At 58.6% G+C, this 17210-nt stretch carries 16 protein-coding genes; 11 read left to right on the plus strand and 5 right to left on the minus strand.

The genetic code is table 11. The annotated features are described in order from the left end of the window. Positions 1 to 66: 66 nt before the first annotated feature. Both IE151_RS10675 and IE151_RS10680 read right to left on the minus strand, forming a co-directional pair. Complete coding sequence (locus IE151_RS10675) at positions 67 to 1086, minus strand: ABC transporter substrate-binding protein (RefSeq protein ID WP_189489989.1); 1020 nt, start codon at positions 1084 to 1086, stop codon at positions 67 to 69. Then, positions 1083 to 2153, minus strand: a complete 1071-nt coding sequence (locus tag IE151_RS10680) for a LacI family DNA-binding transcriptional regulator (RefSeq protein WP_189489990.1) — start codon at positions 2151 to 2153, stop codon at positions 1083 to 1085. The genes IE151_RS10675 and IE151_RS10680 overlap by 4 nt, the downstream gene beginning before the upstream one ends. Positions 2154 to 2584: 431 nt before the next feature. On the opposite strand from IE151_RS10680, the gene IE151_RS17830 reads away from it, so the two are divergent. Next, positions 2585 to 2716: a hypothetical protein gene (locus tag IE151_RS17830; protein WP_280517247.1), complete on the plus strand. Its 132-nt coding sequence runs from the start codon at positions 2585 to 2587 to the stop codon at positions 2714 to 2716. 104 nt (positions 2717 to 2820) lie between these two features. Continuing rightward, complete coding sequence (locus IE151_RS10685; protein ID WP_189489991.1) at positions 2821 to 3795, plus strand: Tim44 domain-containing protein; 975 nt, start codon at positions 2821 to 2823, stop codon at positions 3793 to 3795. A gap of 87 nt (positions 3796 to 3882) precedes the next feature. On the opposite strand, the gene IE151_RS10690 is transcribed toward IE151_RS10685, so the two are convergent. After that, positions 3883 to 4761 carry a GNAT family N-acetyltransferase gene (locus IE151_RS10690; RefSeq protein WP_189489992.1) on the minus strand — a complete coding sequence of 293 codons (879 nt, stop codon included), beginning with the start codon at positions 4759 to 4761 and terminating at the stop codon, positions 3883 to 3885. 234 nt (positions 4762 to 4995) lie between these two features. On the opposite strand from IE151_RS10690, the gene argE reads away from it, so the two are divergent. From argE to IE151_RS10720, 6 genes are all read left to right on the plus strand, one after another. Then, entirely contained in the window at positions 4996 to 6150 is a 1155-nt protein-coding gene (gene argE, locus IE151_RS10695; RefSeq protein ID WP_382344737.1) for an acetylornithine deacetylase, read from the plus strand. Positions 6151 to 6164: 14 nt separating this feature from the next. Beyond that, a complete protein-coding gene (locus IE151_RS10700) occupies positions 6165 to 7088 on the plus strand; it encodes a 2-hydroxyacid dehydrogenase (protein WP_189489993.1) in 924 nt (307 codons plus the stop codon). A gap of 19 nt (positions 7089 to 7107) precedes the next feature. Continuing rightward, positions 7108 to 7464, plus strand: a complete 357-nt coding sequence (locus IE151_RS10705) for a cupin domain-containing protein (protein WP_189489994.1) — start codon at positions 7108 to 7110, stop codon at positions 7462 to 7464. 90 nt (positions 7465 to 7554) lie between these two features. Beyond that, positions 7555 to 9018: an aldehyde dehydrogenase family protein gene (locus tag IE151_RS10710; RefSeq protein ID WP_189489995.1), complete on the plus strand. Its 1464-nt coding sequence runs from the start codon at positions 7555 to 7557 to the stop codon at positions 9016 to 9018. Positions 9019 to 9028: 10 nt separating this feature from the next. Then, positions 9029 to 10069 carry a tartrate dehydrogenase gene (locus IE151_RS10715; RefSeq protein ID WP_189489996.1) on the plus strand — a complete coding sequence of 347 codons (1041 nt, stop codon included), beginning with the start codon at positions 9029 to 9031 and terminating at the stop codon, positions 10067 to 10069. A 12-nt stretch (positions 10070 to 10081) separates the two neighbouring features. Next, positions 10082 to 11536, plus strand: coding sequence for an NAD-dependent succinate-semialdehyde dehydrogenase (locus IE151_RS10720; protein ID WP_189489997.1), 1455 nt, complete (start codon positions 10082 to 10084; stop codon positions 11534 to 11536). 72 nt (positions 11537 to 11608) lie between these two features. Here IE151_RS10720 and IE151_RS10725 read toward each other — a convergent pair whose 3' ends face one another. Together IE151_RS10725 and IE151_RS10730 are read right to left on the minus strand one after the other, a co-directional pair. Next, positions 11609 to 12886, minus strand: a complete 1278-nt coding sequence (locus IE151_RS10725; RefSeq protein WP_189489998.1) for an NAD(P)/FAD-dependent oxidoreductase — start codon at positions 12884 to 12886, stop codon at positions 11609 to 11611. Between the two features lie 17 nt (positions 12887 to 12903). Beyond that, positions 12904 to 13572, minus strand: coding sequence for a haloacid dehalogenase type II (locus tag IE151_RS10730; RefSeq protein WP_189489999.1), 669 nt, complete (start codon positions 13570 to 13572; stop codon positions 12904 to 12906). A 338-nt stretch (positions 13573 to 13910) separates the two neighbouring features. On the opposite strand from IE151_RS10730, the gene IE151_RS10735 reads away from it, so the two are divergent. From IE151_RS10735 to IE151_RS10745, 3 genes are all read left to right on the plus strand, one after another. Continuing rightward, complete coding sequence (locus IE151_RS10735; RefSeq protein WP_189490000.1) at positions 13911 to 14741, plus strand: GNAT family N-acetyltransferase; 831 nt, start codon at positions 13911 to 13913, stop codon at positions 14739 to 14741. 13 nt (positions 14742 to 14754) lie between these two features. Then, positions 14755 to 16131, plus strand: a complete 1377-nt coding sequence (locus tag IE151_RS10740; RefSeq protein WP_189490001.1) for an aspartate aminotransferase family protein — start codon at positions 14755 to 14757, stop codon at positions 16129 to 16131. Positions 16132 to 16427: 296 nt separating this feature from the next. After that, on the plus strand, positions 16428 to 17144 hold the full coding sequence (locus IE151_RS10745; RefSeq protein ID WP_189490002.1) for an HAD-IA family hydrolase: 717 nt from the start codon (positions 16428 to 16430) through the stop codon (positions 17142 to 17144). Positions 17145 to 17210 lie beyond the last annotated feature (66 nt).

Below are 17210 nucleotides of genomic sequence, written 5' to 3' on the forward strand. Positions count from 1 at the left end.
CGACGCTCCCGTCGCAGTGCAAATTAGCAGGCGGCGTGAAATACCATTCCGCCTGCGGGGCAAAAATTATTGGCCGACCTTGGCATTCCATTCATTGAGCCAGGTGTCGCGATTGTCGAGCGCGACATCGGAAGGAATGAGTTTGAGTGCCTTCACAGTCTCGTCGCCATAGGTCAGATTCTCGGCGATCTCGTCAGAAACCTTGACTTCCTTATTAGCGGGGCTATCGACGAGACGTTCGGCAAGCTGCGTCTGGATTTCCGTGGAGAGCCAGAAATCCATGAACTGCATGGCGAGGTCGCGGTTCTTGCCGCCCTTCGGCAGGATCATGACATTCATGCCGCCCGTCTGACCTTCCTTGGGATTAGCCCATTTTATCGGCATGTCGAGCTTGGTGAAACCTTCCCAGGCAAAACGGCCGATGGGCGCTGCCCAGATTTCATCCTGCTGCATCAGTTGTACGAGTTGCGAGGCGCGGACGTAGAAGGTGACGATCTCGTCGCGCTTTTCGCCAACGGCTTCGATAGCCTTCTTGAGATCGGGCGTGTTCTCGCCGAGCGCTTCGCCGATCATGTAAAGGGTTGGTGGCCCCTGATTGGTCGAGACATTGGGCAGGGCAACGTGGGATACGACGTCATCTTTCAGCAAGTCCGCCCAGGAATTGATTTCGACCTTGTCCGAACGATAGACGATCGAGGTGGCATAGAAGGTGTAGCCGACACTCTTGCCGTCGCCATTCGGGTCCTTGGCGATATCGTAGAGCTTGCCGAAATTGGAGAGCTTCGAGGTGTCGACGGTATCGATCAGATCGGAACGCGCCGCAGCCAGTGCGTCCGCCATTGAGACAACGGCCATGTCGATCACCGGATTGGCCTTGTTGGCCTCCATCTTTGCAAGACGCTCGACGGAATTGCCCGTTTCCACGACGAGCTTGCAACCGCACTGTGCTTCAAAAGGATCGTAGACGATTTCCTTATAAGCATCCTGGGCAAAGCCATAGACCGAAATGGTAAGGGTCTTTTCCTGAGCGGCTAGCGCGGTGGTGCCAAGGCCAAGCGCGAGCGCAGCGGTTGCGATGATCTTCATGGACGGAGTTCTCCTGCTGGATTTTCTTGAATTGCCTGATAGGGTAGCGAGCGTGTCACGGGCGCAGTGGAATCGCGAACGACGAGCTGCATCGCGACCTTCGCCTGTGCGGCCTCGACGGGCGATGAGGATGGCATCCTCTCACCCACATCCTGAAGGTCGAGACGTTCGATCAGCGCCTTGACGGCAAGCTCAGCGATACGGGGCATATCCATGCGCATGGTGGTGAGGCGAGGCGAGGTAACTTCCGCAAGCGCCAGATCGTCGAAGCCGGTGACGCTGGCCTGAGACGGAATCGAGATGCCTGCGCGCTGCAACTCGCTTAACGCGCGTAGAGCGTGCAGATCGGACGTCGTCGCGAATGCGGTGAAGCCGCGCGCGTAATAGCCAGCGAGACCAAGGGAAAAATCCTCGCCATTGCGTGGTTTCCGGTGGGCGATCCAAAGCGTCTCGCAGACGGCTTCCTTGCCAAGTGCCGCCCTGATGCCGCCAAGACGATCATTCTGAACATTGGATTCAGAGCCCGATCCCAGCAGCAGGACCTTGCGATGCCCCAGCTCTCGCAGATGTTGCCCCATCGCAAGCCCAGCCTCCCAATGATCTGCGGAAACCGAGTTGCCGGGGGTTGAGGGGCTGTCGATCAACGCGACCGGACAACCAAGTGCGCCGATACGCGTACCGCGGCGTGGAATGACGATCATGGCATCCACGCCACGCTCCAGAAGCCTGTCGATTGCCTCCATCTGCAGAGAGGACGCCCCACGCGAGTCGGCAATCAGCACGCCGTAACCAGCCTCCGACGCTGCAAACTCGATGGCTTGCGCTATCTGCGGGAAAAGCGGATTGGCGATGTCGGCAAGTACTAAGCCGATAACCCCAGTTCGACCGGTGCGAAGGGCGCGCCCGGCCTGGCTTGGGACGTAGCCCATCTCTTCGGCGGTTTTCTTGATGCGCGCGCTTAATTCCGCCGATACGCGGCCCTTACCCGAAAGCGCATTTGAAACCGTCGCAACGGAGACGCCGAGCGATTGCGCAATGCGGGAGAGACGTGGACCTGAACGGGGCATGGAGTACGCCTGCGGCGGTGGTTAAACGTTTAATCACCGGCAAATACTTGAGACTGCCCTAAATGTCGAATCCAAATTTACGGTCTCTATCTAAAGTGCACACCTCTATTCACACGAGATTCTTCTGCGAGTTTGCAGTTAATTCCGGTTTATTGCACGCCTATCGCATTGGGACGTACGGAAGATCAGTCGAAGGGGCTGCATAAAAAGGCAGAATTTGTACTTCTGCGTAGGGTGAAAGCTTATTGTACCGACGGATCTGAAGATCCATAATCATGTTCCCGGTACGATCTCTTGATTTTTAGATATGTTCATCGAAAGTTCTTGGTATTAGAGTTCACTAAACTAATAGAGTCTGATTTTTCGGCACCGGAACCAATGCGAGTTCGGGAGGTTTTAGACTAAACGAAGAAGCTCGCAGGATACCGACAATGTTGAGACTGATCGCTCTTTCCGCCATCGCATATACTATCTGGCGCGTTGTCGAGGAAAATCGACCCGACCCGACAAGACTTCCAGTGCGCACGCTGCCCGCTCCGGAAGAGACGCCCGCCGAATCATAAACTCTTTCGTGATCGGCACTAAAAAGCGTTTGGAAACATGACCATATATGCCAGAACGGCGCAAATGGCCTGTTTAGACAGGATCTATGTTGGGGAGTGTTTGCATGTTTTCTTCGCGATGGAGCCGGCTCACGGTTCTTTTTGCTGGTCTTTTCCTGAGCTTGTCATTGGTTGCGATCGATCAGGCTGAAGCGCGTCGTGGCGGCAGCTTCGGCAGTCGTGGCACCCGTACATATCAGGCCCCGCCTCCTACGCGCACCGCGCCGCAGCAGACCGCTCCGGTCGAGCGCTCCATGTCTCCGGCTACAAACCAGAATTCCGCCGCTCGGCAAAACCCGGCAACGGCCCAGCAACGCCCCGGTTTCATGAATGGTTTCGGTGGCGCGATGATGCGCGGGCTTCTGCTCGGCGGCCTTATTGGTTTGCTGATGGGGCAGGGCTTTGGCGGGCTTGCCGGAATGCTGGGGCTGCTTTTGCAGGTGCTGCTTATCGGCGGCGCAATTTATCTGGTCGTTCGCCTGATGCGTGGTTCGCAGGCCAATCAACGTCCTGTTCCGGCTGGCATGCCAAGGTCGGTGGTCAATCCGCGTGAGGAGCAACCCCAGCAGCAGAGCACGTATTTTTCCGGCACAGGGGCAGGGGTAGGGGCTGGCGCAGCGGCCGCATCAACCGGCGAGGATTTCGTCCTTGAACAGAGCGATCTGGAAACCTTCCAGCAGCGACTCACGGAAGTGCAGGAAGCCTATGGGCGTGAAGATTTCGCTGCCCTGCGGCAGCTCGCGACACCGGAAATGGTCTCCTTCTTCTCCGAGGAGCTGGCTGACAACGCCACGAAAGGCCTGCGCAATGATGTGCGCGACGTTGAGTTGCTCCAGGCCGACATCGCCGAAAGCTGGCGCGAGGGCGAACGTGACTATGCGACTGCGGCAATGCGCTACTCGTCGGTCGATGTGATGCGAGACCGGTCGACCGACGCCATCGTTGAAGGCGAGGACATGTCGAGCGAAACCACCGAATTGTGGACGTTTGTACGTCCGCGCGGCGGTGTGTGGACCTTGTCGGCTATTCAGCAAGCCTGATCGCAGCGATTTGAGAAATGAAAAAGCGTCGGGGAACCGGCGCTTTTTTCGTGTCATGGGTACCGGACAGATCTTGAGTCTATGTGATCAGCTCAAGGCCTGCACGGAGAGGCCGTATACCCAAGGTTCGTCGGTCTTGCGATTGAGGAACGGGCGGCCTTTGGACATGGTGGTGACCGTGTCGAAGACGCTGAGGCCGCAGGCCTGCAGGAACGTGACGAACGCGCCGTTGTTTTCGCGCGTGTCGACGCGGGCAAAGGCGCCTTTAAGCGTTTTCAGATGTGCGGCGACGAGATTGATGGCGTCGGCATCGTTCGATGCAACGATAGGGCCGATAACGTGGCCGCGCCCGAATTTGCGACAGAAGGCGTAGGCTTCGATCCGACCGTTTCGACGAATACCGAGAATGGACGCCTCGCGCGCCAGAATCATCAACGTGCGCACGCGTCCAGCTCCGAAGGCCCGTCCATCGAGCGCCTCGACTGCATCAAAATCTGCATGAGCGAGCGGGACGACCTCGCCCTCAATGGCAGGCGCCAGCGGGATTTCATTCGCGGCATCGCCTTGGCATTGGAAGACGGTGGCTTCCGTGTTGAAGCCTAGCGAGAGGTAGAGATTGACGGCGGGTCGCGTCGCGTTCAGCGCCAGATCGCGGTCGCCGCAGCGCTCCATGATCTGTTCCATCAGCCAGCGACCGTTTCCTTGTGCCTGCGTGCGTGGAGAGGTGATGACCATGCCGATCGTTGCGAAGGTCTCACCATGAGGAAACCACATGGCGGTACCAAATACACGGCCGATGCCGTCAACGGCAACAATACCCTTGCCGGCTTCACGCAGCATGTCCCAGTCATGGGCGCGATGGGGCCAGCCGACGCCGATGGAAAGCGCATGCAAAAGCCCTACATCGACATCCGCTATGTCGCGCGAGGACAGCTCAAAAGATTGCAGACGTACGGAAGTTTGCATGGCTGGCTCATGTCCTGTTGGGCCTGGTGACCCCTAAGCTGGCACCGACTAGTTTTTGCGATCCGGATGCCAAACGCAATGTGGCTCCAAACATATTGTTTGAGCCAAGCTTTGCATGGCGCGCGCGGTAGTTTCCACTCCATAACTGCTCTCATTCGAAATCTTGCGCCAAACCGCTTCCGCTTTCGGCAGGGAAAGCTTTTCAGGCGATCTAGTATAGGCTCAAGGTGCGACATGCGCACCGCGAGGAATGGTGTGCTGTCCGTGACTGTCGAAGACATACTTGCAAGGCTGGTTGGATTTCCCTCTGTCGTGGGAACGCCGAACGCACCCATCGTGAGGTGGATCGGCGATTATTGTCTCGAACATGGAGCGCAGGTTACGACACTGACCGGGCCGGAAGGCGACCGCGCCAATCTTTTTGCGACGATCGGGCCGCGCGACAGGCCGGGCTATATTCTCTCCGGCCATATGGATGTCGTTCCCGCCGGCGAACCGGAATGGTCCGCCGATCCGTTTGTGCTGCGTGCCGACGGCGATCGGCTCTATGGTCGTGGCACAAGCGATATGAAGGGCTTCCTCGCCTGCGCCCTTGCGGCGCTGCCAAAAATCGCGGCGATGAACCTTGAGCAGCCAATCCATCTGGCTTTTTCCTATGACGAGGAGGCTGGCTGCCGTGGCGTTCCGCATTTGATCGCGGCATTGCCGGAGCTGTGCGCAACACCGGCAGGAGCTATCATAGGCGAGCCGAGCCGCATGCAGGCAGTGCGCGCGCACAAGGGCAAGGCTGCCGCGCGCCTCGAGGTGATCGGCAAGTCCGGACACTCCTCGCGCCCCGATCTGGGTCTCAATGCCGTACATGCGATGGCAGGTGTCATCGCGCGTGCGGTCGCTTATGGCGAGTCCCTGGAGAACGGCCCGTTCGACGAGAACTTCGAGCCGCCTTACTCGTCTTTGCAGGTGGGGCTGATCTCCGGCGGGCAAGCGGTGAATATCATTCCCGACCGTTGTCATGCCGATATCGAAGTGCGTGGTGTTTCGGGCGTCTCGCCGACCTCTCTGCTTGAACCGGTGAGGGCGCATCTGGAGGCGCTTCGAGGCAAGGGTTTCCAGGTCGAATGGCAGCAGCTCTCGTCCTATCCGGCGCTCTCGCTCAATGTTGAAGCGCCGCTCGTTGATCTCATGCGCGATCTTACGGGCGCGGAACCCCTGGCCGCGGTGAGCTACGGGACAGAAGCCGGGCTTTTCCAGCAGGCGGGTATTGATTCCATCATCTGCGGCCCCGGTGACATAGGGCGGGCGCACAAGCCCGACGAGTTCATCGAGCGCGGCGAGCTTCAAGCCTGTCACCGGATGATTGAGGCGCTTGCCGTGCGGCTTGCAGTGTAAACAATGGAGCAGACATGGTTTTTCTCTTTAACTCCGATGCAGCGCGCGCCGCGGTTTTTCGCGAAGCCTTCGAGCATGAGCTGCCGGACGTGGAGTTCGTGCATGGCGCTGAAAACGTTGATCCGGAGAGGGTTCGCTATCTCCTGACCTGGGTCGCTCCGGACGACATTGCGAAATATTCCAATCTCGAAGTGCTTTTCTCTATCGGAGCGGGGGTCGATCAATTCAAGCCGGGCAGTGTGCCGGCGCATCTGAAGCTCGTGCGAATGGTGGAAGATGGCATCGTACGTATGATGCAGGAATATGTGGCGCTGGGCGTCCTCTCCCTTCACCGTGAGACGATCGCCTATCGCGAGCATCAGAAGCAAGGCCTGTGGAAGGCAGTGCCCGTTCGTCAGGCGCATGAACGCCGCGTCGGCTTTCTTGGACGGGGCATGTTAGCGCAGGCTGCGATCGAACGCATAAAGCCATTCGGCTTTCCGATCTCAACGTGGAGTCGCTCGGCAAAGCATATTGATGGCGCGACCGGCTTTGATGGCATCGGCCAGCTCGACGCGTTTCTCGCGCAGTCCGACATTCTCGTCTGTCTTCTACCGCTGACCGACGAGACCCGCGGCATTCTGAACGCCGACCTTTTTTCGAAGTTGCCGCAGGGGGCAGCGCTGGTCCATGTCGGGCGTGGTCCGCAACTCGACCAGGAAGCGCTCATCGAAGCGCTCGATTCCGGACAGCTTTCAGGCGCGGTGCTCGATGTGACCGATCCGGAGCCGCTGCCGCGCGAACATCCGCTCTGGGCGCATCCCAAAATATCGATCACGCCGCATATTGCCAGCGTCACCCAACCGCATACGGCAGCCAAGGCCGTCATCGAAAACATCCGGCGTCACCGTGCCGGGGAAGAACTGGTCGGTCTCATCGACCGGACACGTGGATATTGAAACTCTAGAGGAAAATGAAATGTCGCTTCTCGTCAAAATCGACCCGAACCCCACCTTCGAGCCAAAAGCTGCGCTGCCGACCCCGGACCGCCTGATCTCCGGCAATCCCTCCTTCAAGACCTGGGCGCAGGATGATTCCCGCGATGAAAAGGTCAAGACCGGCATCTGGGAAGCAACGCCCGGCGAAACGCATTCAATCAAGGGCACGATGTTCGAATTCTGCCACATCCTCGAAGGGCATGTAGAAATCGAGGAAAAGGACGGTGCAACGCAGACCTTCAAGGCAGGGGACAGCTTTGTCATGAAGCCTGGCTTCGTTGGCGTATGGCGTACGATCGAAACCGTGCGCAAGATCTACGTTTGCGTCTACGACTGATCTCAGAGCTTGCAAGCCGGTTGCCCGCCTTCCCTGAAGGAGGGTGGGCGCTCGGCTAGTGCGCTGAATATTGACAGCACGAGGTGTTCCATGAGTTTGAGCTTCGATCCGGAAAAGCTCGCCCTACCTTTCTACCATTTCATCGATGGTGAACGGGTTGCCGCGAGCGGCGGGCTGGAAATGCGTCGCCCTTCCGACGACCGCGTATTCGGCGATTGTCCGGTGGCGGACGAGGCGTTGGTGGACCGCGCCGTGCAAGCTGCGAAGAAGGCGGCGAAGATAAGCGGCTGGGCGGATGCGCGCCCGCGCGAGCGTGTGAAGGCTATGCAGCGTTGGGCTGATCTGATGGAGGAGAATGCGCTGGAGCTGGCACAGCTCGAAGCCGTTTCCTCTACCCGGCCTATCGCCCAGCTGATCGAAGGCGATATTGCCGTCACGGCGGAGCAGATACGCTTCTTCGCAGAATTTGCCGACAAGGAAGGCTCGGACGTCGTGCCGACGAGCACGAATAGCTTCGGCATGACGTTGACAGAACCCTACGGCGTCGTCGGCGCGATCACGCCGTGGAATTTCCCGATATCCATGGCCGGCTGGAAGCTTGGCCCGGCGCTCGCGGCTGGTAATGCGGTGGTGCTGAAACCATCCGAGATGACGCCGTTCTCGACGCTCTACATGGCGGAATTGGCGATCAAGGCGGGTATTCCGGCTGGTATGATCAACATCGTTCTCGGCGATGGACCGACGACCGGTAATGCGATCACCGGTCATCCGGATATTTCCAAGGTGAGCTTCACCGGATCGACCGGCGCTGGTGCTGCCATCATGCAGAACATCGCTCGCACCGGCATCAAGCCGATGACGCTGGAGCTGGGTGGCAAGAGTCCGCAGGTCGTCTTTGCCGATGCCGACCTTGATTTGGCTGCTGCCGCGATTTCGCGCGGGATTCTCGCCAATGCGGGGCAGGCCTGCGTTGCAGGGTCGCGTCTGATTGTTGAAGCGAAGTTTGCCGAAGCTCTTTCGGAGGCGATCGTGCGGCATATGCAGAATATCCGGCCCGGCGTGACCTGGGACGAGGCCACACATTATTCGCCGATCATTTCCCGCCGCCAGATCGGGCGCATCGATTCCATCGTGCAGGCCAGCATTCGTGACGGCGCCGAATGCATCACCGGTGGAGCGATCATGGACCGGGAGGGCTATTTCTATACGCCCACACTGTTGCGCGTTACGGACGACAAATCCCCGGCTGTGACAGAGGAAATCTTTGGCCCGGTCCTGACGATGCAAACCTTCGAGACCGAGGAGGAGGCGTTGACGCTGGCTGACCACCCGATCTACGGCCTCGCCGCCGGTCTCTTCACCCGCGATCTGTCACGCGCAATCCGGTTCACCAAAGCGTTGCAGGCGGGGACGATATGGGTGAACCGCTACGGCCGATCCCGCGACCATATCCTTCCGACCGGCGGCTACAAGAGTTCCGGTATCGGTAAGGATCTAGGGCGCGAGGCCTATCTCGCCAACCGAAAATCAAAAAGCGTTCTGATCGATCTCTGAGGGAAGAATAATGAAGACATATTCCATCGCGCTCATTCCGGGTGACGGCATTGGCCTCGACGTGACCGACGCAGCCTGGACTGTTTTGCAAAAGGCAGCGGATAAGCGTGGCTTCGGGCTTGACGGCACCACGTTCCCCTGGTCCTGCAAGTTCTATCACGAGACGGGCGCCATGATGCCGGCGGACGGCATCGAGACATTGCGCAAGTTCGACTCCATCTATCTTGGCGCTGTCGGCTGGCCGGCAGAGGTGCCGGATTCGGTGTCGCTGCACGGCCTACTTCTGCCTATTCGCAAAGCCTTCGTCCAATACGCCAATATCCGTCCGCACCGGATGCTGAAAGGCGTCGAAGGTCCGCTGAAGAAGACCGAGTTTGACATTCTTTGTATCCGTGAAAACACGGAGGGCGAGTATTCCGGTGCTGGTGGGCGCGTCCATGTGGGAACGGCTGACGAAGTAGCGGTGGAAACTTCCGTGTTCACCCGCAAGGGCGTAGAGCGCATCCTTCGCTTCGGATTCGAGCAGGCGCGCGCGCGCCGCAAGAAGCTTGCCTCCATCACCAAGTCGAATGCCCAGAAGTACTCGATGGTTTTCTGGGACGAGGTGACGCGTGAGCTCTCGAAGGAGTATCCGGATGTCGAAGTTTCGCATTACCATATTGATGCAATGACGGCTCGCATGGTCATGGCGCCGGAAACGCTGGATGTAGTGGTAGCGTCCAACCTGTTCGGCGATATCCTGACTGATCTGGGGGCTGCCATTCAAGGCGGCCTGGGTTTCGCCGCTTCGGCCAATATCAACCCGGATCGCACTGCGCCCTCAATGTTCGAGCCGGTGCATGGCTCTGCGCCTGACATCGCTCATCTGAAGATCGCCAACCCGATTGCCGCGGTCTGGTCCGGCGCGATGATGCTGGAGCATCTGGGCGAAGCCGAGGCTGCAGGGGATGTGATGGCTGCTATCGAAGCAGCGACAGGGCAAGGCATTGGTACCGTACCGGGTAAGGACAGGACCGATGCTATCACCAATGCCATTCTGGCCGCTCTCTGAGGAAGAAAGACGATGAACTTGAAAGACAACGCGCTTTTCCGCGAACAGGGTTTGATCGGTGGCGAGTGGATCGCAGCCCGGTCGGCCAAGACGGTCGATGTCATCGACCCAGCGACCCAGCAGGTGCTCGGCACGATCCCGGATATGGGAAACACCGAAACAAGGGCCGCAATCGAGGCCGCCAGCAAAGCCTTCAAGCTATGGAAGAAGAAGACGCATGCCGAGCGTGCAGCGCTTCTGGAAGCCTGGTATGGGCTGATGATGCAACATGAGAAGGACCTTGCTCTGCTTCTGACACACGAGCAGGGTAAGCCGCTCAGTGAAGCGATTGGCGAAATTCGCTATGGCGCCTCCTTCGTCAAGTGGTTTGCCGAAGAGGCACGTCGCATTGGCGGCGGCACGATCCCGTCGCCGACGCCGGATCGCCGCATTCTTGTTCTGAAGGAAGCGGTTGGCGTTTGCGGCATCATCACGCCGTGGAACTTCCCGAACGCGATGATCACGCGCAAGGTCGCACCGGCTCTGGCGGCGGGCTGCACGGTCGTTATCAAGCCATCGGAGTTCACGCCATATTCCGCACTGGCCCTTGGCGTTCTGGCGGAACGCGCAGGTATTCCGGCCGGTGTCATCAACATCGTTACCGGTATGCCGACGGAGATCGGCAATGAACTGATGGCAAACGAGACGGTACGCAAGATTTCCTTTACGGGATCCACCCGCGTCGGAGCGTTGCTGATGCGCGGGTCGTCCGACTCGATCAAGCGCCTGAGCCTCGAACTTGGCGGCAATGCGCCGTTCATCATATTCGATGATGCCGATCTCGATCAGGCGGTGGAGGGCGCAATCGCTTCGAAGTTCCGCAATGGCGGCCAGACCTGCGTCTGCTCCAATCGTATTCTCGTTCAGGATGGCATTTACGATGCTTTTGCCGAAAAGCTGGCGACACGCGTTTCTGGCATGAAGGTCGGCGTCGGGACCGACGAGGGCGTTGCCATCGGGCCGATGATCAATGCTGCCGCTATCGACAAGATCGAGCGCCACCTGGCGGACGCGGTGTCGAAGGGCGCGCGCATCCTTTCGCAGGCCGCGGAGATGCCCGAAGGCAGGCAGTTCGCCAGGCCCACCGTGCTGGGGGACGCCACGACCGATATGCTGCTCGCCTCGGAAGAAACTTTCGGCCCGGTTGCGCCGCTCTTCCGCTTCAAGACCGAAGAAGAAGCCATCGAGATTGCCAATGGTACGCCATTCGGTCTTGCAGCTTATTTCTATACGCAGAATCTCGCCCGCTCCTGGCGCGTCGGTGAAGCATTGGAATTCGGTATGGTGGGCCTTAATACCGGCCTCATCTCGACGGAAGTGGCGCCCTTTGGCGGCGTCAAGCAATCGGGCATGGGCCGCGAAGGCTCGCAACTGGGCATCGAGGAGTATCTCGAGGTCAAGACGCTGCATGTCGGCGGTCTCGGTTGAGCGCAAGCTCCATAAACAAAAAAAGAGGTCTCTGGAGACCTCTTTTTGCCTAGGCGTATTTTACGCCTGATATTACTGGATCTTGTCCAGGAACTTGTAATACATACCGACGATGGGCAGGAACCACGGCTTGCCGGAGTAGCCTGCAATTGTAGGCCATTCGAGACCATCGATGGGGTTCTTCCTGCCCCGGCCCATGATCTCGTCGGCGAGGAAAATGCCCATCTGCGTCGACATCTGTGCGCCATGGCCTGAATAACCCATGGCGAACCAGACACCATCGGCATAGCCCGCGCGCGGGAAACGATCCTGTGTCATATCGACAAGACCGCCCCAGCAATAGTCGATCTCCACATTGGCAAGATGCGGAAAGAGCTGCGTCAGGCCGGCGCGCAGGATTTCGCCGCTCCTGGAATCCGAACGCTGGTCGGATGTGGCGGAAAAGCGTGCTCGACCGCCGAAGATCATGCGATTATCGGGCGCAAGGCGGAAGTAATTGCCGATGTTCATCGAGGTGACATAAGTGCGGTTACCGGGCATCGTCGCGGCGATTTCAGCCTCGGTGAGAGGACGTGTGGCGATGATGAAGCTGCCGACCGGAATAATGCGCCGACGGAAATAGGGAAAGCTTTCGGTCGTGTAGGCGCCGGTCGCGAGGATCACGTCCTTGGCCGACACGATACCGCGCGGCGTGACGAGTTCTGTCTTGCCCGCGAGCTGACGACGCTCCGTCACAAGCGTGTTCTCGAAGATCAGCGCGCCATGCCGGACTGCTGCTGCTGCCAGGCCGGTGACATAGCGGCCCATGTGCATCATCGCGCTCTTCTTTGAAAGCATCGCACCATGGAAGGAGTTCGACCCTACTTCGTTCTTCAACTCCTCGCGGCGCAGAAGGGCAGTGTCCGGATCGACCTCGCGGTTCACGACTTCGAAATTTTTCGCAATCGATTCGTAATGCGCAGGCTTGGAAGCGAGTTTCAGCTTGCCGGCGCGACGGAAGGCGCAATCGATGTTTTCTTCAGCAATGATGCGCTCGATGGAATCGATCGAGGCGTCATAGGCACGGTAGAGCATCTTGGCGCGCTCTGCGCCAAGATGCGATTTTGCTGCGACGAAGCTATGTGCGACCCCATTGTTGAGATGGCCGCCATTGCGCCCGGAAGCGCCAGAGCCGACAGTCCCGCCCTCCAGCACAATGACTTTGACTCCCTCTCTGGCCAGTCGAAGCGCGGCGGAGAGGCCGGTGAAGCCCGCGCCGATAATCGCGACGTCGTAATGACCTTCGACCGAGCCGGTTTGGCCGCCGGTAAAGGGAGGGGTGGTATCATGCCAGTAGGGCTTGAACTGCATTGTATCTCAACCTTCGATCAGAGACCGACGACACCCGCAAGACCGGAAATATCCTTGATTTCGGTGTAGCCGTAATAGGGATTGGCCGGTTCGTGGCCGCGATTGACCCAGACCTTGTTCTTGATGCCGAGGTCATGTGCTGACATGAGGTCGTAGCGGAACGAGGAGGAGACGTGAAGAATGTCTTCCGGGTTGGCATTGAGCTGGTCGAGCATGTACTCGAACGCCTGAAAGCGCGGCTTGTATGCCTGGGCCTGCTGCGCGGTGTAAACAGCGTGGAATGGCGCGCCCAGCTTTTCAACGTTGGAGTGGATCTGCTCGTTCATCGCGTTTGAGAGGATAACCAACGGGATCTCCTTGGCGACCTTGGCAAGGCCGGCTGGAACATCCGGATGTGGTCCCCAGGTCGGAACGCGCTCATACACCATGCGGGCATCTTCTTCCTTGAAGGCCACGCTGTTCTTTTTGCAGGTGCGTTCGATGGCGTTGTGCACGACCTCGTTATAAGGCTTCCAGTCGCCAAGAATTTCGTCGAGACGGTACGCAGCGAAATTCTTGATGAACTGCTGCATCTTCTCTTCCGAAAGCTGATCGCCGTAGAGATCGCGAGCGGCTTCCGCCATCTGGAAGTTGGTTAGCGTGCCGTAGCAGTCGAAGGTGATATATTTCGGCCGAAACTGGGTCATGTCACATAAATCCTTGCAAATCCTCCGGCACACCCTCGTGCCTCGCGCTGCTAATCATAGTGTCAGTGCGGGCCGACTAATCGCTGCATTCGGTGAATTGGAAAGCAGATTCTTCCGTATGCCATTGCGGCTTTGGCAGAGAGTTGCGCCTGTCACAACCCTGCTGCCGACGTTTTAATCCGCGTGACGCGCGCGCGTAAGAGCGGAGCGGCATAAGATGCTTTGCAAGGCTGTAGGGACAGCGCAAACGCCTCGGTGCGAACGCGGCTACGGGAGGGAATGCTTTTTCTCCTGCGTTACCTTTCAATGGCAGAATAACAGAGATCCGGAAGAGCCAAATGACTGAACAACTTGTGCTGGAGACGATGGGGCCGGACCATCTGGACGGCGCAGTCGCGTTGTCGCGCCAGGCCGAATGGCCGCACCGCCGTGAAGACTGGGAAATGGTGCTCGCGGTGAGCGAGGGCACCGTTGCACTGGAATCCGGTCGTGTCGTGGCGACCACGATGATGACGCCCTATGGCGATAATGTCGCAACCATAAACATGGTGATCGTTGATCAATCGATGCGTGGACGCGGCGTCGGTCGCAAGCTGATGAACGCGGCGCTCGACAAGGCGGGCGATCGGATCTGCATTCTGGTGGCTACGCAGGATGGCTTGCCACTCTACGAAAAGCTCGGCTTCGTGGCGACGGGCGAAATCCTCCAGCATCAGGGACACGCGCCCAAGGTAGAGGTGCCAGCGGCGGTGGCCTGGGCGACGGATGCAGATTTTGCGGCGATTGCGGCGCTCGATCTACAGGCCAGCGGTTGGCGGCGTGACCGTCTGATGGGCGAGCTTCGGAAGCGTGCGCAGTTCGCTGTCATTCGCGATGGCAACCAGGTCGTGGCGGCAGTAGGTGCCCGTGCGTTCGGGCGCGGCCTCGTAATAGGTCCCGTGATTGCCAGGGACGGAGATGAGGCCAGGGCGCTTATTGATTTCATGCTGGCGAAACACGAGGGAGCTTTCGTTCGCGTCGATACCTCGGCGTCGACAGGTCTCGGATCCTGGCTGGAAGAACGCGGACTGAAACATGTGGGAGGTGGCATTGCCATGCGTCGCGGCGAGGCGACGGATGGACATTCGCCCTACAAGATTTTTGCGCTGGTCAATCAGGCGCTAGGTTGATTTGGAGACTGAAATGCTGAGCAATTCGCTGATCGAACTGGATCGAGCCCATCTGATCCATCCTGTGGCGTCGTATCGCGGTCATGAAAAGGCCGGCGTGCGCGTCATCAAGTCGGCCAGGGGCGCAAGGGTGACCGACGCTTCCGGTCACACGCTCCTCGACGGGTTCGCCGGTCTCTGGTGCGTCAATGCCGGCTATGGCCAGGACAGCATCGTTGAAGCGGCCACGAAGCAGTTGCGCGAATTGCCATATGCTACCGGATATTTCGGCCTTGGTTCGGAGCCTGCCATTCGTCTTGCTGCCGAACTGGCGGATCGCGCGCCGGGTGATCTCAATCATGTCTATTTCACGCTTGGCGGCTCGGATGCGGTGGATAGCACCGTGCGCTTCATCCGCTATTATTACCATGCCAAAGGTACGCCGCAAAAAGACCAGTTCATTTCCGTCGAGCAGGGCTATCACGGCTCCTCGACGGTCGGTTCGGGCCTGACGGCACTTCCCGCCTTCCATGCCGGTTTCGGTGTTCCATTCGACTGGCAGCATAAAATTCCGTCGCATTACGCCTATCGCAATCCCGTTGGCACCGATCCGCAAGCAATCATCGATGCCTCGGTTGCGGCTCTCCGCTCCAAGATTGATGAGTTGGGCGCAGATCGTGTTGCCGCCTTTTATGTGGAGCCGATCCAGGGGTCGGGCGGCGTTCTGGTGCCGCCGACAGGCTGGCTCAAGGCCATGCACGCGGTCTGCCAGGAAAACGACGTGCTGTTCATCGCCGACGAGGTCATTACCGGTTTTGGCCGGACCGGCCCGCTTTTCGCCTGTTCGGAAGATGATGTTGTTCCGGATTTCATTACCACGGCCAAAGGCCTGACCTCTGGCTATGTGCCGATGGGGGCCGTTTTCATGTCCGACAAGGTGTATGACACGATCGCCGATGGCGCTGGTTCGGCCGCAGTCGGTCATGGCTATACCTACTCGGCGCATCCCGTCAGTGCTGCGGTTGGCCTCGAATGCCTCCGTCTCTATGAGAACGGCTTGCTCGAAAACGGCGTCAAGGCAGGCAAGCGCCTGATGGCCGGCCTGGAATCGCTCAAGGATCATCCGCTGGTCGGGGATGTGCGTGGTCGCGGAATGTTGGCAGCAGTCGAAATGGTCGTGGACAAGGAGAAGAAGACGCCGCTTCCTGCCGCGGCCGATCCGGCACGTCGCGTCTTCGATCGCGCCTGGGAAAACGGCCTCGTCATACGTGCTTTCGGCAATGGTGTCCTGGGCTATGCGCCGCCGCTGTGCTGCACCGACGACGACATTGACGGAATTATCGAGCGCACCAGGAAGACACTCGATCAGACACTGGAAGACAAGGACGTGCGGGACGCCTTGAAGGGCTGAGGACATAAAAAGACGGTGCTTCGGTATGAATGCAGAGTTGCGGCGCATTAGTTTCAGACTTTATGCGTCACGCACCTGCCATCTCTGGCGCAAGGCGCGAGACGCTCAGCCACATATGTCGCGGCCCGTTGAGATTCGCAATTTTGTGCCGTCATCCATCGGCAATTCAGCGCCACACATAGTGCAGAAGCATCAAACTGCTTCGTTAGAAGACAAAAGTTCGGTCGAGCGACAATAACAAAAAGACCTCCACGCCGCACCGGAACTTGAAGGGGTTTATAAAGAGGAGATAGACCGTGACCAAAGGTCTGCCGGAGTTCAAATATTTGACGTTCGACGTCGTTGGCACGTTGATCGATTTCGAGGGCGGGCTCAAGACCTCGCTGATCGAAATCGGCAAGCAAGCCGGGGTCGAGGTTGATGGCGAAGAAGCGCTGACGCTCTATCGTCAGGCCCGTTATGCTGAGGATGCGGAGCTTTTCCCGGATGATCTGGTTCGCGTCTATCTCGCCATCGCGCCGGAACTCGGCTTGCCCGCCGAAAAGCATTTCGGCGAAAAACTGCGTGACGATGCTCGTCAATGGAAGGCTTTTCCCGACAGCGCCGCCGCTCTGGCGCGTCTGGCCGAGCGTTACAAGCTGGTCGCGATGACCAATGCGCGTCGTTGGGCTTTCGAGTATTTTTCCAAGGAACTGGGCGATCCCTTCTACAGAGGCTTCACCGCCGACGATACCGGGACTGAAAAGCCAGATCCCGCCTTCTTCCATCAGGTCTTTGCCTTCGTCGAGAGCGAGGGCGCTTCCAAGGATGATATTCTGCACGTCGCGCAGAGCCAGTATCATGATATCGGCATTTCGCGGGAACTTGGCATGACCAATTGCTGGATCCAGCGTCGTCACGCGCAGAAGGGCTATGGCGGCACAATTGAGCCTGCCGAATTCACCAGGCCAGATTACCATTTCACATCGATGGCGGAACTCGCCGCGGCGGCCGAAGAGGCTGCCCACGCCTGATTTTCAGGAGCAACCGGATGAACCTAATTCAAAACAACAGGCCATCCAGGAACGTTTGGGTAAAGG

It is taken from the genome of Limoniibacter endophyticus (assembly GCF_014652835.1).
Classification (GTDB): Bacteria; Pseudomonadota; Alphaproteobacteria; order Rhizobiales; family Rhizobiaceae; genus Limoniibacter; species Limoniibacter endophyticus.

Bases quoted from the DNA above. Each gene is read 5' to 3' on its own strand.
- IE151_RS10675 (WP_189489989.1), bottom strand. From the start codon at position 1,086: ATGAAGATCATCGCAACCGCTGCGCTCGCGCTTGGCCTTGGCACCACC.
- IE151_RS10720 (WP_189489997.1), top strand. From the start codon at position 10,082: ATGAACTTGAAAGACAACGCGCTTTTCCGCGAACAGGGTTTGATCGGT.
- IE151_RS10685 (WP_189489991.1), top strand. From the start codon at position 2,821: ATGTTTTCTTCGCGATGGAGCCGGCTCACGGTTCTTTTTGCTGGTCTT.
- IE151_RS10700 (WP_189489993.1), top strand. From the start codon at position 6,165: ATGGTTTTTCTCTTTAACTCCGATGCAGCGCGCGCCGCGGTTTTTCGC.
- IE151_RS10735 (WP_189490000.1), top strand. From the start codon at position 13,911: ATGACTGAACAACTTGTGCTGGAGACGATGGGGCCGGACCATCTGGAC.
- IE151_RS10705 (WP_189489994.1), top strand. From the start codon at position 7,108: ATGTCGCTTCTCGTCAAAATCGACCCGAACCCCACCTTCGAGCCAAAA.
- IE151_RS17830 (WP_280517247.1), top strand. From the start codon at position 2,585: ATGTTGAGACTGATCGCTCTTTCCGCCATCGCATATACTATCTGGCGC.
- IE151_RS10715 (WP_189489996.1), top strand. From the start codon at position 9,029: ATGAAGACATATTCCATCGCGCTCATTCCGGGTGACGGCATTGGCCTC.
- IE151_RS10740 (WP_189490001.1), top strand. From the start codon at position 14,755: ATGCTGAGCAATTCGCTGATCGAACTGGATCGAGCCCATCTGATCCAT.
- argE (WP_382344737.1), top strand. From the start codon at position 4,996: ATGCGCACCGCGAGGAATGGTGTGCTGTCCGTGACTGTCGAAGACATA.
- IE151_RS10710 (WP_189489995.1), top strand. From the start codon at position 7,555: ATGAGTTTGAGCTTCGATCCGGAAAAGCTCGCCCTACCTTTCTACCAT.
- IE151_RS10690 (WP_189489992.1), bottom strand. From the start codon at position 4,761: ATGCAAACTTCCGTACGTCTGCAATCTTTTGAGCTGTCCTCGCGCGAC.
- IE151_RS10680 (WP_189489990.1), bottom strand. From the start codon at position 2,153: ATGCCCCGTTCAGGTCCACGTCTCTCCCGCATTGCGCAATCGCTCGGC.
- IE151_RS10725 (WP_189489998.1), bottom strand. From the start codon at position 12,886: ATGCAGTTCAAGCCCTACTGGCATGATACCACCCCTCCCTTTACCGGC.
- IE151_RS10730 (WP_189489999.1), bottom strand. From the start codon at position 13,572: ATGACCCAGTTTCGGCCGAAATATATCACCTTCGACTGCTACGGCACG.